11 protein-coding genes are annotated in these 14,626 nt (G+C 39.5%); 3 read left to right on the top strand and 8 right to left on the bottom strand.

The annotated features are described in order from the left end of the window. Positions 1 to 224: 224 nt before the first annotated feature. Together DEU42_RS12290 and DEU42_RS12285 are read right to left on the bottom strand one after the other, a co-directional pair. Entirely contained in the window at positions 225 to 1,412 is a 1,188-nt protein-coding gene (locus tag DEU42_RS12290; RefSeq protein WP_114758599.1) for a pyridoxal phosphate-dependent aminotransferase, read from the bottom strand. Positions 1,413 to 1,447: 35 nt separating this feature from the next. Further along, entirely contained in the window at positions 1,448 to 2,542 is a 1,095-nt protein-coding gene (locus DEU42_RS12285; RefSeq protein WP_114758598.1) for a fatty acid desaturase family protein, read from the bottom strand. Between the two features lie 111 nt (positions 2,543 to 2,653). Between DEU42_RS12285 and rsmG the strand changes: the two genes are divergently transcribed. Then, entirely contained in the window at positions 2,654 to 3,283 is a 630-nt protein-coding gene (gene rsmG / locus DEU42_RS12280) for a 16S rRNA (guanine(527)-N(7))-methyltransferase RsmG (RefSeq protein ID WP_114758597.1), read from the top strand. 57 nt (positions 3,284 to 3,340) lie between these two features. On the opposite strand, the gene pruA is transcribed toward rsmG, so the two are convergent. The 3 genes from pruA to DEU42_RS12265 all read right to left on the bottom strand — a co-directional run bounded on the left by pruA (position 3,341) and on the right by DEU42_RS12265 (position 6,842). After that, positions 3,341 to 4,966 carry an L-glutamate gamma-semialdehyde dehydrogenase gene (gene pruA, locus DEU42_RS12275; RefSeq protein ID WP_114758596.1) on the bottom strand — a complete coding sequence of 542 codons (1,626 nt, stop codon included), beginning with the start codon at positions 4,964 to 4,966 and terminating at the stop codon, positions 3,341 to 3,343. A gap of 111 nt (positions 4,967 to 5,077) precedes the next feature. After that, positions 5,078 to 5,464 (bottom strand): Co2+/Mg2+ efflux protein ApaG, encoded by a 387-nt coding sequence (gene apaG, locus DEU42_RS12270; protein WP_114758595.1) that lies wholly within the window; start codon positions 5,462 to 5,464, stop codon positions 5,078 to 5,080. Between the two features lie 112 nt (positions 5,465 to 5,576). Beyond that, entirely contained in the window at positions 5,577 to 6,842 is a 1,266-nt protein-coding gene (locus DEU42_RS12265) for a DUF5103 domain-containing protein (RefSeq protein ID WP_114758594.1), read from the bottom strand. A gap of 170 nt (positions 6,843 to 7,012) precedes the next feature. On the opposite strand from DEU42_RS12265, the gene DEU42_RS12260 reads away from it, so the two are divergent. Continuing rightward, positions 7,013 to 9,820 (top strand): M16 family metallopeptidase, encoded by a 2,808-nt coding sequence (locus DEU42_RS12260; protein WP_114758593.1) that lies wholly within the window; start codon positions 7,013 to 7,015, stop codon positions 9,818 to 9,820. Positions 9,821 to 9,910: 90 nt separating this feature from the next. Here the strand turns inward: DEU42_RS12260 and DEU42_RS12255 are convergent, their stop codons facing one another. Both DEU42_RS12255 and map read right to left on the bottom strand, forming a co-directional pair. Next, positions 9,911 to 10,678: a class I SAM-dependent methyltransferase gene (locus DEU42_RS12255; protein WP_114758592.1), complete on the bottom strand. Its 768-nt coding sequence runs from the start codon at positions 10,676 to 10,678 to the stop codon at positions 9,911 to 9,913. Beyond that, entirely contained in the window at positions 10,678 to 11,499 is an 822-nt protein-coding gene (map, locus tag DEU42_RS12250) for a type I methionyl aminopeptidase (RefSeq protein WP_114758656.1), read from the bottom strand. The genes DEU42_RS12255 and map overlap by 1 nt, the downstream gene beginning before the upstream one ends. A gap of 133 nt (positions 11,500 to 11,632) precedes the next feature. On the opposite strand from map, the gene DEU42_RS12245 reads away from it, so the two are divergent. Next, a complete protein-coding gene (locus DEU42_RS12245; protein ID WP_114758591.1) occupies positions 11,633 to 12,910 on the top strand; it encodes an acetyl-CoA hydrolase/transferase family protein in 1,278 nt (425 codons plus the stop codon). Positions 12,911 to 12,971: 61 nt separating this feature from the next. On the opposite strand, the gene gpmI is transcribed toward DEU42_RS12245, so the two are convergent. Further along, a complete protein-coding gene (gpmI, locus tag DEU42_RS12240) occupies positions 12,972 to 14,492 on the bottom strand; it encodes a 2,3-bisphosphoglycerate-independent phosphoglycerate mutase (protein WP_114758590.1) in 1,521 nt (506 codons plus the stop codon). Positions 14,493 to 14,626 lie beyond the last annotated feature (134 nt).

The following is a 14,626-nucleotide window of genomic DNA, read 5'->3' as shown; positions in this document are numbered from 1 at the left end:
GTGTTTGTAGTTTGATTGCTCAAAAATACAAAAGTTTATTGTTTCCTCACCCCTCCCGATAGCTATCGGGACTCTCCACACGAGCAAAGCGAACTGGCGAAGCAAAGGAGAGGGAGTCGTAACATATAAATACTTATTGTTTTTCAATTGCTCCCCTCTCCAAAGGAGAGGGCTTGGGGGTGAGACTAAAAAAAATCCCTCGCCATGGCGAGGGATTCAGGTATTTAGAAAGCTAAAGCTTCTTTTATTCTTCGTAGTGCTTCCGTCAGGATGTCTTCGCTGGTAGCGTAAGAGAAACGAATACAATTTGCATTACCAAAAGCATCTCCGGTTACGGTTGCCACGTTAGCATATTCTAACAGGTACATAGAAAGATCGTCAGCGTTTTTGATCTCCACACCGTTAAGTGTTTTGCCAAAGAAAGATGATACGTCAGGGAATACATAAAAAGCACCTTCAGGCGTATTGATCTTGATACCAGGAATTTCTTTTAGTAATCCAACAACAAGGTCTCTTCTTCTGTGGAAAGCGCTTACCATGTCTTTAAGTACACTTGGATCGGCATCAACAGCAGTAATAGTAGCACGTTGTGCGATACTGTTAGCACCACTGGTTACTTGTCCCTGCATTTTAGTACATGCCTTAGCAATGAATTCCGGAGCGCCAATATAACCAATTCTCCATCCTGTCATAGCAAATGCTTTTGCAACACCGTTTACAGTGATGGTTCTGTCAAACATTCCCGGAATAGTAGCAATGCTGCAGAAAGTTCCTGAGAAGTTGATATGCTCGTAGATCTCATCAGATACTACATAGATTTGAGGGTATTTCTCCAGTACTTTTGCGATAGCAGTAAGTTCTGCTTCGTTATATACCGAACCACTTGGGTTACAAGGAGAACTGAACATCATAAGCTTGGTCTTTGGCGTGATAGCCGCTTCAAGTTGTTCAGGAGTTATTTTGAAATCGCTTTCTACCGATGTTGGTACTTCAACAGGAGTAGCCTCTGCCATCTTTACCATTTCTGAGTAGCTTACCCAGTAAGGCGCAGGAAGTATACACTCATCACCAGGATTAAGCATTACTTGGCATACGTTGTAAAGCGATTGCTTAGCACCTGTAGAAACCACGATGTTAGCCGGTTTATAGTCAAGGTTGTTATCTCTTTTAAATTTACGGCAGATAGCATCCTTAAGTTCGGCATAACCGTCTACAGGGCTGTACGTGCTGTAATTTTCGTGTATAGCTTTAATAGCAGCTTCTTTGATGAAATCAGGTGTGTTGAAATCAGGCTCGCCTAAACTAAGGCTGATGATATCTTTACCCTGTGCTTTAAGTTCTCTGGCTTTTGCAGCCATTGCCAACGTTTGTGATACAGATAGATTGTTGATTCTGTCAGAAAGCGGATTCATTTTTTTGATGTTATTTTAGAGTTTAGTGTTTTTTATTAATTCAGTGCAGGTTTCATTCCCAGTTCTTTCAGGTGTCTGAAATGTGCAGCAACAGCGCCTCTCATAGTCTTGAATTCATGGTAGGGCAGGTTGTGTTCTTTGGCAGTTTCCTTTACGATCTTTGCGATAGCTCCATAATGGATATGGCTGATGTTTGGGAATATATGGTGTTCTATCTGGTGGTTAAGACCTCCGGTAAACCAGTTTATGATCTTGTTTTTAGGGGCAAAGTTAGCTGTAGTGTACAACTGGTGAATTGCCCAGGTATTTTCCATTTCGCCATTTTCGTCAGGAACAGGGTTGGCAGTTTCCTCAACTACGTGTGCTAATTGAAATACCACGCTCAGTATAAGTCCTGCAACATAATGCATTACAAAAAATCCTATAAGTACTTCCCACCAAACAATGCCAAGCAGCATTGGGGTAACAATCCATACCAATACATAGATGATTTTAGTTATCACCAAAACGGTCCACTGTTTAATAGGGCTCTGGAATTCGCCATACGAAAGACCTCTTTTTATGTAACGTCTCATCTGGCGTATGTCTGTGGTTATAGCCCAGTTGAACGTTAGTAATCCGTACAGGAAAATAGAATAGTAATGCTGGAATTTATGGAATCTTCTCCATTTGGCGCTCTGTGTAAAGCGTATAACACGGCCTGCATCAAGATCTTCATCATGACCATGTATGTTGGTATACGTATGGTGCAGCACATTGTGCTGTACCTGCCAGTTGTTCACATTTCCTGCTAAAAGGTAAAGGCTTCCGCCCATGAATTTATTAAGCCATGATTTGTCGGAATACGAACCGTGATTACCATCGTGCATTACATTCATCCCGATGCCAGCCATGCCAATACCCATAACAACCGAAAGCAGCAGCTGTGCCCAAAGCGGCATGTCTAAAGCAAGAATTATGAAGTATGGCGCCAGTAACATCGAAAACATAATAAATGCTTTTAAATGAAGTTTCCAGTTGCCTGTTTTTTTTATATTATTCTCTTTAAAATAATCATTAACGCGCTTATTTAGCGTTCTGAAGAATTTTATAGAGTCATTCTTTGAAAATATGGGTGGGTTTATATGCATAACAAGTTTATAATCTTGGGTTTCAAAGGTAGGTATTAATGAAGAGGTAAACGCAAAAATTGATGCAAAATTTCATCACGGAAATGATTACTTTTGTTCAAAATTAAAAACATGCAGGAGATACTTAAGCATTTTCCTAACCTTACTGAGGTTCAGGTTGCCCAATTTGCCAAACTTGAAGAATTGTACAAAGAATGGAATGCTAAAATAAATGTGATTTCGAGAAAAGATATCGACGAGTTATATACGCGCCATGTGCTGCACTCACTGGGTATAGCCAAAGTAATGGAATTTAAGCCGGGCGCTCATGTAATGGATGTAGGTACTGGCGGCGGATTTCCGGGTATTCCGTTGGCAATCCTTTTTCCGGAAACCAATTTTTACCTCATCGATGTTATCGCTAAGAAAATAAAGGTGGTTCAGGGTGTTGCTGAAGGGCTGGGACTTAAGAATGTAAATGCAGAACAAAAAAGAGCTGAAACGGTAAATAAAGATTTCGATTTTATCGTGAGCCGTGCAGTGACTAACATGCCCGATTTTGTAGTATGGGTGAGAGGCAAGATCAAGAAAGAACAAAACCACGATCTTCCTAACGGTATACTTTACCTTAAAGGCGGTGACCTTACCGAAGAGCTTGCTGTTTTCCAAAGGGTAACGCTATATAATCTTTCTGATTATTTTGAAGATGAATTCTTTGAAACTAAAAAAGTGGTTCACCTTGCCATGAAATATAAAGTTTAAATAATTTATGCCTTATAATAAGAAAGCCCCGCATTGCGGGGCTTTTCTGTATATGGATTATCCTAAGAAAGGATATCTGTAGTCTGTTGGCGGAACGAACGTTTCTTTGATCGTCCTTGGCGATACCCAACGCAGTAAGTTTAGTACAGAACCTGCTTTGTCGTTAGTGCCTGATGCTCTTGCACCACCAAATGGCTGCTGTCCTACAACGGCGCCTGTCGGTTTGTCGTTGATGTAGAAGTTACCAGCAGCATTCTCAAGTGCTTTAGTAGCCTCTTCGATAGCATAACGATCCTGGCTGAAGATAGCGCCTGTAAGTGCATATGGTGAAGTTTCATCAACTAGTTTAAGTGTCTCACTCCATTTAGCATCTTCATAAACATATATTGTAAGTACAGGGCCAAAAAGCTCTGTTTCCATAGTGTCATATTTGGGATTGGTTGTAACGATAACCGTAGGCTCGATGAACCATCCCACTGATTTATCATAACCACCACCAATAACTACTTCAGCTTCGTTTGAAGCTTTTGCAGCATCGATAGCTTTTGCCAGCTTGTCGAATGAACCTTCAGTGATAACAGCTGATACGAAGTTAGTAGTGTCTTCAGGAGAACCCATTTTAAAAGAAGCTAGGTCTTTTACCATTTGCTCTTTTACTTCAGGCCATATAGACTGAGGGATGTAAGCTCTTGATGCAGCCGAACATTTTTGTCCCTGATATTCGAAAGCACCTCTTGAAAGCGCTGTTGCTACCTGAGCAGGAATTGATGACGGGTGAGCAATAACAAAGTCTTTACCTCCTGTTTCACCTACAATTCTTGGGTATGTTTTGTATTTGTTGATGTTTTTACCAATCCCAGCCCAAATGTCGTTAAATACACCTGTAGATCCTGTAAAGTGAACACCTGCAAAATCAGGGCTTGAAATGATCGTTTCTGTCAGCATTCCTGCACTACCGTTAATCATGTTGATAACACCGTCAGGTAGTCCTGCAAGTTTAAACACTTCCATGATAACATTCGCGCTTAACATTTGAGTTGCGCTTGGTTTCCAAACCACTACGTTACCCATAAGGGCAGGAGAAGCAGGAAGGTTACCGGCAATAGCTGTAAAGTTGAATGGAGTGATAGCATATACAAATCCTTCAAGAGGGCGGTGCTCCATTCTGTTCCATATACCTTCTGAAGATATAGGTTGTTCGTTGTATATTTTTGTCATGAACTCTACGTTAAAACGCAGAAAGTCGATAAATTCACAAGCTGAATCAATCTCTGCCTGATGAACCGTTTTAGCCTGGCCAATCATCGTAGCAGCATTGATCTTAGCGCGGTAAGGACCTGCTAAAAGCTCAGCAGCCTTAAGAAAAATAGATGCTCTGTGTTCCCACGAAAGTGCAGCCCATTTCTTTTTAGCAGCAAGTGCAGCAGCTATAGCTTTTTCTACATGCTCTTTTTCAGCATCATGAAAAACACCGACTACTTTTTTGTGATCGAATGGAGGGTTTATGGTTCTTGTTTTTCCGGTGCGGATTTCTTCGCTACCTATGTATAAAGGTACATCAGTTGTAGAGTTGTACATTTCTTTAAAAGCGGCAAGTACCTGCTCTCTTTCTTTAGATCCGGGAGCGTAAGCCTTAACAGGTTCGTTAATAGCTTTAGGTACATTATATATTCCTTTTGGCATAGTGTAATGTAATTTTAAAGGATTAAATTAAAGTATTGCAAATGTACAATAAATTATTGTTCCTGTAATTGCAAATAATACAGGAAAAAAGGCAATATGCTGATTATAATGTTAGTTTATGGCAAATGGAGCGCTTAGCCTGAAAGTAGGCACCATTACCCTGAATGAACGGGTTGTAGTAAAGTTGATCATGTTGAAATAACCTCTCATGGCTCCAAATGGTGAAGCTAAAAGACATCCGGAACTATAAGTGTGTTTTTCTCCGGGCTTAAGAACAGGTTTTTTACCTATAACACCTTCACCATCTACAATTTCGATATCATTAAGCGAATCGTAAATCTCCCAGTGGCGGGTATTAAGCTGTACAGAGTCTTTGCTTTGGTTTTCTATGGTTATCTCATAGCTAAATGCAAACTGAATCCTGTAATTTTTGAAGTAAGTCCCTTCAAAATTAGTGGATACCGAAATTTTTATGCCTCTTGTTATCTGTGTTACCATGCTAAACCTGTTTAACGGTTCTCAATCCTATTAACAAAAATACAAATTTATTACGTTAGGACTAATTTTCAAAGATTAAATTATGTGAAAGTAATATTTAACTAATTGATTTTTAGTTTATAATATCTGTTGAGTTTGCGGTCCCTACCCCGATTACCTTGTCGTAACGATCGTTGTTCTCCCTGTAATATACTAATATGGTGTATTCATTTTCTGTTTGGTAAAAGTTACCATCTACAGCATTTTTACCATCTACTTTGCCATTTTTATCGGTGCTGATGTACATGTAGTTATTAAAACCCTGCTTCATCATAACGGCCTTCTCATACAATTTGGTTTTCTCGTTGTAGTCCATTTTGTATTCAGGAGTTTTAGCATAATTGTTAAACATACCACCTATGTAAAGGTCTTTGCCATAATAAGCCGGTGCGCTAAGGCTAAAGAATACCCATGTGTAATCGGATTCCACCATTGGGTCCGTAACGCTCAGGTTAATGTTCTTCGTCACGAAATTACCATTTACGTCAGGAAAAAAAGTATAAGGCTTATTGGCTCTTGCCTCATTGGTGTATAATATAGTATTGTAAATTTCACCGGCAGTTATTCGTACTACATTGTTAACCGCGTTGCGAATGTCTTTGTTTTCAAAATAAAGGTATTCGTTTCCTGCCCAAAACTGGGTTTCCTTATCATATTTGTAAATAAGATCGTTACCAATGGTATATTGTGGTTTTACATTGTAAATAGCATTGTCAAATCGTCCGTTTTGGAATAAAGCTATTTTTACATTTTGTAATGGCATCTGAAATATAAATCCTCTGCTTTTTATAGAAAAATCGAGATTATGTTTTTCGAGATTGGTAGACATGTCCCTTGTTCTTTTTACCTGGACAGGAACAGTTGCCATATCTTCATACAATACAAATCTTCTCGTAAAAATTACTTCCTGATCCTCATTAAGTATCTTTAAAATATAATTACCGCTAAGTAGCAGTGTGGTAAACTTGTTTGGGAATGCCAACGTGTAGCGAGAATAAATCTGAAGGGTATTGAATGAGTTTGTATAGTTTTGGATTCGCTGCGTGTCAAAACCACGGATATAATCATTTATGCTTAACATAGACGATGGTGTCCAGTCGTAATTGCAATGCTGGATACTATAATAGTAGTTGGCCTCATTGCCAAAAAGATCATCAAAAACAAAAGTGAAAGGTTCATTAAGCCTGAAAAATGGATAAGCGTTTTGGCCATCTTTCATAAAAGCAACGGTTTTTATGTTGTAAGGAGGAGCTATTTCCTGTTGAACCTGAGAAAAAGCCACAAAAGGCAAAAAAGTAAGAAACACTAAGGCAATAAGCCTTTTGAAGGCGTTTGTCATTTGTTTTGTTTTTAACTTGAACGGTAAAGATACTAAATATATTATATCTGCGATTTTTATCGTCAGCAATAAGCGCGCCAAAATAGTTGTGAGGCTTTTCTTTTAAATTTTATAATAATATCCTTATTTTTCAGTTCTTTATGAAACCAAAACTATAAACCAATTATAAAATGAAAAACCTAAAACTATGGGTTTTCCTTGCTGCTATGCCTGTTATGGGCTTTGCACAGGAGCTCAAAGGGAGTGATCCAATCCCGTTTGACCCAAATGTGAAAGTTGGAAAACTTAAAAATGGGCTTACCTACTACATCAGAAAAAATGCAAAACCTGAAAACAAAGTAGACCTGAGGCTTGTTATAAATGCAGGCTCTATTCTTGAAGATGATGACCAGCAGGGACTGGCTCACTTTATGGAGCATATGTGTTTTAACGGTACGGAACGATTTCCTAAAAATCAGTTGGTAGATTACCTTCAGAGTATCGGGGTAAAATTCGGGCAGCACTTAAATGCCTACACCAGTTTTGATGAAACGGTTTATTTTCTTCCTATTCCCAGTGATGATCCTGCCAAACTTGAAAAAGGTTTTGAAATAATTGAAGACTGGGCGTTTAATACTATTCTTTCTCCTGAAGAAATTGACAAGGAAAGAGGTGTTGTTCTCGAAGAATACCGCCTTGGCCTTGATGCTGACAACAGGATGATGAAACGATTCATGCCGAAGGTAATGTATCAGTCGCATTATGTAAACCGCTTCCCTATAGGACAAAAACAAATCCTGGAGAATTTTACGTATGACAAGATCAAAAAATTCTATAAAGACTGGTACAGGCCGGATCTGATGGCTGTAATTGTTGTGGGCGATATTGATGTTGCTGAAATGGAAAAAAAGATCCATGCGCATTTTTCATCTTATGAAAACCCTAAAAATGAGCGTCCAAGAAAAGTATACGACCTTCCTAATCATAAAGAAACTTTTGTAGCAATCGAAAGTGATAAAGAAGCTTCGGGTAGCGAGGTACAGGTTATGTATAAAGATCATGACGAGGCTAAGCCTGTTGTAACTTTAGATGATTACAAAAAACGTTTAACAGAACGTTTGTATGCAGTAATGCTTAATAAAAGGCTACGTGAACTTACCAATTCGCCTACGCCGCCATTTACTTATGGTTTTAGTTCGCACGGTGGGACAATGGCAAGAACCAAAGAAGCGTATCAGTCTGTTGCAATGACGCAGGATGGCAAGCAGCTTGATGCACTTAAAGTTCTTGTTGAAGAAAATAACCGTGTTAAAAAGTATGGTTTTTCACAAGGAGAACTGGATAGGGCAAAAACAGATTTCCTGACAAGTATGGAACGTAGCTATAAAGAGAGGGATAAAATGAATTCTTCTGCTTTTGTAGGGCAGTATCAGGCAAATTTCCTTGATAAAGAACCTGCTCCCGGTATTGAATGGATGTATAGCTACCTGCAAAAAGTATTGCCTCAAATAAGTCTTAATGATATAAATGGGCTTGTAAACGGATTTGTAAAAGACGATAATCGTGTGGTTGTAATTACCGGGCCTGAAAAAGAAGGGGTAAAACAACCAACAGAACAGGAAGTATTGGCTGTGCTGAATGCTAAGTCAGATAATCTTAAGCCTTATGATGAAGGTGTAATTGCTTCAAGTCTATTGAGGAAAGAGGTAAAGCCCGGAAAAGTCACTAAAAAAGAGACGAATGCTAAACTGGGTACCACTACTTTAACGCTTTCTAACGGCGCAAAGGTTACCTATAAAAAAACTGATTTTAAGAATGATGAGGTTTTGCTTGAGGCAGTAAGCCTTGGAGGGTCAAATCTTTATTCTACTAATGACTATCTCAAAACGAATTGGGCTGAATCAGGATTGCCAGACGCAGGTTTTTCAGGTCTGAAATTAAATGATATCAATAAGTTTATGACCGGTAAGATTGTAAATGTCAGACCTTATGTATATGACGAAACTGAAGGTTTGAGAGGTAGTTCGACACCTAAAGATATGGAATACATGTTTCAGATGATACATGCCTATTTTACAGATATGAATTTTGATATGGATGCTTATGCAGGCTATGAGAAAAAAAGAAAATCAATGTTTGCTAATATGGGCTCTAATCCGGATACTTATTTTACCAGTGAACTACTTAAGTTTACAGGTAAAGACAATCCGAGGTTTACTCCAATGTTTCCTTCTGACGAAGATTGGGCAAACACAGATTATGAACTGGCGTATAAAAAATACAAAGAGCGTTTTGCCAATGCAGGAGATTTTGAATTCTTTTTTGTGGGTAATATAGATGATAAAGCTATTGAAGATTTTTCTGCAAAATACATAGCTTCGCTGCCTTCGACAAAAGAAAGGGAGAAAATTGTTGATTTAGGTATACGTCCATTAAAGGGTGAGCATAAAAAAATAATTTATAAAGGTACTGAGCCTAAGAGTAAAGTTATGATCAGGTATAGAGGAGAAACAAAATACAGCCCTAAAGAAGATCTGGCTATGCAGGCACTTGGTGAAATCCTGACTATTAAACTTGTAGAGGAGCTTAGGGAGAAAGAGAGTGGTGTGTATGGTGTGAATGTCAGTGGTGGATTAGGAAAGGTTCCTTACGGTACATATCGATTTACGGTTTCTTTCCCGTGTGGTCCTGAAAATGTAGACAAGCTTACAGAGTCGGCATTGGCTGAAATAAAAAAGATAATCGAAAATGGTCCAGAAGCAAAAGATCTTGCCAAATATAAAGAAGGTGAGTTACTGGATTATAAGAAGAATATTAAAGAGAATCGTACCTGGGTTAGTAACTTCAGGAGTTCTTACTCACAGGGAGAAAATCCGGAAGATATCCTTACGGTTGAAGAAAAGGTAAATGCACTTACGGCTAAAGATATTCAGGAAGTGGCTAAAAAGTACCTTACAAAAGATAAGATTATAGGTGTACTTATGCCCGAGAAAAGTTAATGTTTTTCGTTTTTACTATAGAGGTTAAAAAGAAAATCCCTGCTAAAGACAATAGCAGGGATTTTTGATTTATGTAGTTTAAGCAAAAAATTAATCTTTGTAGCAAACAGGGATGATTTCACCTTTTGCCAGACAGTAACGTTCTACTTCTTCCGGAGTTAGTTTTTTAGTATGATCTTCTTCAACTACACGGAAACCAATACTTCTCAACTTGTTAAAATAATCGCGTCCATATACCCTTACGTGGTCATATTGTCCAAAGATTTTAGCACGTTCTTTCGGATCGGTAATGCTGTCGTCTTCAAAAGTCGTTTCGCGGCTCAAATCCTGAGGGATCTGTAAAATAGCCATGCCGCCAGGTTTTAAAACACGGTATAGTTCCTGCATCGCTTTGGTGTCATCCGGGATATGTTCCAATACGTGATTACATAGTATAAGATCATATGCATTGTCTTCAAACGGCAGGTTACAAATATCCGCCTTAACATCTGCCAGAGGCGAGTATAGGTCGGTAGTAGTGTAATCCAGGTTTTTCTGGTTGCGGAAACGCTTATAAAAAGCCTGTTCCGGAGCAAAATGCAATACCTTTTTTGGAGCTGTGAAAAAATCAGTCTCTTTATTAAGGTATAGCCATAACAAACGGTGTCTTTCTAATGAAAGCGTTCCCGGTGCCAACACATTATTGCGTTGGTGTCCGTAACCGTAGGGCAGGAAGTTTTTAAAGCTTTTACCATCTATAGGGTCGGTATGGGTGTTACCCTTCAGGGCAGCAGCAAGTACCGGTCGCGCCACATAACTGAGTCTTATCAGTAATGGACGTGGTATGGTATTGAGTATTAACTTAAAAAGTTTCTTCATTACGAAATCACAAGCGGTTTAGCTCTGAACTCATCTTCTTCAGTGCTTTCAATGCCTAAAGCTTTGTATACGTAGGCGAATGTAGAAAGCAGTTCCGGTTTACCATCTACAAGAGCAACATCATGCTCAAAGTGAGCACTAGGTTTCCCGTCTCTGGTAACAATTGTCCAGCCATCTTTAAGCTGTTTTATGTTTTTAGTTCCCATGTTGATCATAGGCTCGATTGCAACAACCATACCTTCAACAAAAATTTTACCACGCCCACGTTTGCCATAGTTTGGCATTTCAGGAGCTTCATGCATCTTGCGTCCAAGTCCGTGGCCTACAAGCTCACGTACTACACCATAACCATGCGCTTCGGTATATTTCTGGATAGCGTTACCCACGTCTTCTACACGGTTTCCGGCTTTAAACTCACGGATGCCCACATAAAGTGATTCTTTGGTAACCTGTAATAGTTTTTTAGTCTCAGGAGCTACATCGCCTATCTCAAAGGTATAAGCATGGTCTCCGTAAAATTCGTTCATGATAGCGCCACAATCTACCGATACGATATCACCTTCCTGGATTGGGCGGTTTGTTGGCAGGCCATGAACTATCTGCTCGTTAACGCTTGTTAAAAGGGTTGAAGGGCAGTCATAAAGTCCTTTGAAGCCAGGTATTGCACCATGATCACGAATAAACTCTTCGGCCATTCTGTCAAGTTCAAGTGTTGTAACACCCGGTTTTATTTCTGCGGCAATCATGCCTAATGTTTTAGAAACCATAAGTGCGCTTTGGCGCATCAGTTCAATTTCTTCTCTCGTTTTTGGGATGATCATGCTCATGCTCTAATTTTTTACCACGGCAAAAGTACGATTTTTATAATGATTATTTTAAATGGTTGTATAACATGAGTTATGTCATGTTTTATATCTTTATGTGAAACTAATTTTGCTTTAAACTTTTATAGGTATGAGTAAATATGTAACTGCGGCTGAGGCCGTAAAAGTAGTACAGTCAGGAAACAGGATTTATGTGCAGGCAGCTGCGGCAACTCCAACGGTTTTAACTAAAGCATTATCTGAAAGAGCATCAGAATTGCGTAATGTTGAGGTTTGCCACATGCATACAGAAGGTGAAGCACCTTATGCGAATCCTGAGTTGAGTGATAGTTTTCACGTAAATTCTTTCTTTATAGGCAAAAATGTAAGGCATACCATCGCCGCCGGCAACGGTTCATATACGCCGGTCTTCCTTAGTGAGATTCCCCGTTTGTTCAGGAATAACATAGTGCATCTCGATGTTGTTTTTATTCATGTTTCACCTCCTGACAGTCATGGTTATTGCTCGCTGGGTGTTTCAGTAGAAGCGACAAAAGCAGCTATCGAAATGGCTAAGATTGTAATAGCACAGGTCAATCCGCAAATGCCGAGAACCTTTGGAGATAGTGTTATCAAAGTTTCGGATATTGATTATCTTGTAGAAGTAGATATGCCCCTTTATGGTCACGGTTCAGATATAATTACAGAGCAGGAAGCCCTAATTGGGGGATTTGTAGCTTCGCTAATTGAAGATGGTAGTACGCTTCAGATGGGTATTGGTTCGATACCTAACGCAGCGTTGGCAAAACTGACCAATCATAAGAATCTTGGGTTGCATACCGAGATGTTCTCCGATGGCGTAATTGACCTGATCGAACAGGGAATAATCAATTGTAAATACAAAGGGGTGACTAAGAACAGGGCACTGGCTACATTTCTGATCGGTTCACAAAGGCTTTACGATTTTGTAAATGACAATCCATTTATCTCAATGCGAGAATCATCATTTGTAAATGATACATCTGTAATCCGCCGTAATCCAAAAATGGTTGCTATCAATTCTGCTATCGAAGTTGATATTACCGGACAGGTATGTGCCGATTCTATTGGTTCTAAAATGTATTCCGGAGTTGGCGGACAAATGGATTTTATTCGTGGAGCATCGCTCAGCGAGGGCGGAAAAGCTATTATTGCTTTGCCATCAGTAACTAAAAATGGGGAAAGCAAAATCGTACCTTTCCTAAAACAGGGGGCAGGGGTGGTTACCACGCGTGCCCATGTACAATATGTAGTTACCGAATATGGTATTGCCGATTTATATGGCAAGACATTACGACAACGCGCCACAGCATTAACTAATGTCGCCCACCCTGACCATAGAGAGGCAATTGATAAGGCTTACTTTGAATCGTTAAAGAACATCTCATAAAAAGGCCTGCAGAATTCATATTCTGCAGGCCTTTTTACTTAGTTGCTTTGCAACTTTGTTACTATGAAACTAATGAATGCCTTGTCATAACAGCCGGCTGTTCAAGTCCCATCAGGTCAAGGATAGTAGGGGCAATATCACCTAGTATACCATCTTTAACATGTTTAAGGTCTTTGTCTACAAGGATGATAGGCACCGGATTAGTAGTGTGCGCCGTATTAGGCGATCCGTCAGGGTTTATCATCGTTTCGCAGTTACCGTGATCAGCAATTACTATGCTTGTGTAACCGTTTTCAAGAGCCGTTTCAATAACTTCTTTTGCGCAGGCATCTACGGCTTCACAAGCTTTAATGGCAGCCTCCATAACACCTGTATGTCCTACCATGTCGCCATTGGCAAAGTTCAGGCATACAAAATCTACCTCACCTTTTTTAAGTTCCGGAACAAGAGCATCTTTAAGATCAAAAGCACTCATTTCCGGCTTAAGGTCGTAAGTAGCAACTTTTGGTGATGGACAAAGCAGGCGTTTTTCGCCTTCAAAAGGCTCTTCCCTTCCTCCTGAGAAGAAGAAAGTAACGTGTGGGTATTTCTCGGTTTCGGCAATACGAATTTGTTTTTTGCCATTGCGTGATACCACCTCACCTAATGTTTCGGTCAGGTTGTCTTTGTCATATATTACGTGAATGCCTGTATAGTTGTCGTCATAATTGGTCATGGTAACATAATAAAGGTTTAGTTTGTGCATGTTCTGCTCATGGATGTCATACTGACTTAGCACTTCAGTAAGCTGTCTTCCTCTGTCGGTACGGAAGTTAAAGAAGATAATTACATCACCTTCTTCTATTTTTGCTAAAGGTTGCCCGGCGTCATCGGTCATTACAATAGGTTTAATGAACTCATCCGTAACACCTTCATTGTAACTGTTATGGATGCTGTCAACTGCATTGGTAGAAGGAGTTCCTTCTGCATTAACCAAAAGGTCGTAGGCAAGTTTTACCCTTTCCCAACGTTTGTCACGATCCATTGCATAGTAACGTCCTACTATTGAGGCTAGTTTTGCATGGGTGTTTTTGATGTGGTTTTCTAATTCAGAAATAAAAAATACTCCCGATTTTGGGTCAACATCACGACCGTCAGTAAACGCATGGATGTAAACTTTGTCAAGGCCTGCTGCCTCAGTAGCATCTACAAGTCCTTTAAGGTGATCGATATGTGAGTGAACCCCTCCGTTAGAAACCAGTCCTAGCAGGTGTACTTTTTTATTGTTTTCTTTAGCGTAGTTAAAAGCGTCTACAAGAGGCTTTTCCTGAGCAAGGGTATTGTTTTGAACCGCCAGGTTGATTTTTACAAGATCCTGGTATACGATACGGCCTGCACCAAGGTTCATGTGGCCTACCTCACTATTCCCCATTTGCCCTTCAGGAAGTCCTACGTTAAGGCCGTCGGTACGAAGCGAAGCGTTAGGGTAGTTTTGGTAGAGGCTATTGATAAAAGGGACATTAGCATTGTCTATGGCAGACACTTTTGGATCAGGTGATTTACCCCATCCGTCAAGTATCATTAAAATTACTTTCTTGTTCATTTTTAGAATATTATGATTTTTTGGCACGATTTTGGGTTATTATTAACCCGATAACGAGGGCTAAAATTACTATAAATTGCCCATTTATTTCGCAAGAGAGATTGTTTTTGCATCCAATTTTCAGAATATTTACA

The sequence above is a fragment of the Flavobacterium sp. AG291 genome (assembly GCF_003350375.1).
Taxonomy (GTDB): domain Bacteria; phylum Bacteroidota; class Bacteroidia; order Flavobacteriales; family Flavobacteriaceae; genus Flavobacterium; species Flavobacterium suzhouense.
Note: the sequence above shows the minus strand (reverse complement) of the source record. Positions and strands in the feature narration are given on the sequence as shown.

What these genes read in the sequence shown, in the direction of transcription:
- DEU42_RS12260 (WP_114758593.1), top strand. Translation starts at nt 7,013, where the DNA reads ATGAAAAACCTAAAACTATGGGTTTTCCTTGCTGCTATGCCTGTTATG.
- DEU42_RS12245 (WP_114758591.1), top strand. Translation starts at nt 11,633, where the DNA reads ATGAGTAAATATGTAACTGCGGCTGAGGCCGTAAAAGTAGTACAGTCA.
- DEU42_RS12290 (WP_114758599.1), bottom strand. Translation starts at nt 1,412, where the DNA reads ATGAATCCGCTTTCTGACAGAATCAACAATCTATCTGTATCACAAACG.
- pruA (WP_114758596.1), bottom strand. Translation starts at nt 4,966, where the DNA reads ATGCCAAAAGGAATATATAATGTACCTAAAGCTATTAACGAACCTGTT.
- rsmG (WP_114758597.1), top strand. Translation starts at nt 2,654, where the DNA reads ATGCAGGAGATACTTAAGCATTTTCCTAACCTTACTGAGGTTCAGGTT.
- map (WP_114758656.1), bottom strand. Translation starts at nt 11,499, where the DNA reads ATGATCATCCCAAAAACGAGAGAAGAAATTGAACTGATGCGCCAAAGC.
- DEU42_RS12255 (WP_114758592.1), bottom strand. Translation starts at nt 10,678, where the DNA reads ATGAAGAAACTTTTTAAGTTAATACTCAATACCATACCACGTCCATTA.
- DEU42_RS12285 (WP_114758598.1), bottom strand. Translation starts at nt 2,542, where the DNA reads ATGCATATAAACCCACCCATATTTTCAAAGAATGACTCTATAAAATTC.
- gpmI (WP_114758590.1), bottom strand. Translation starts at nt 14,492, where the DNA reads ATGAACAAGAAAGTAATTTTAATGATACTTGACGGATGGGGTAAATCA.
- apaG (WP_114758595.1), bottom strand. Translation starts at nt 5,464, where the DNA reads ATGGTAACACAGATAACAAGAGGCATAAAAATTTCGGTATCCACTAAT.
- DEU42_RS12265 (WP_114758594.1), bottom strand. Translation starts at nt 6,842, where the DNA reads ATGACAAACGCCTTCAAAAGGCTTATTGCCTTAGTGTTTCTTACTTTT.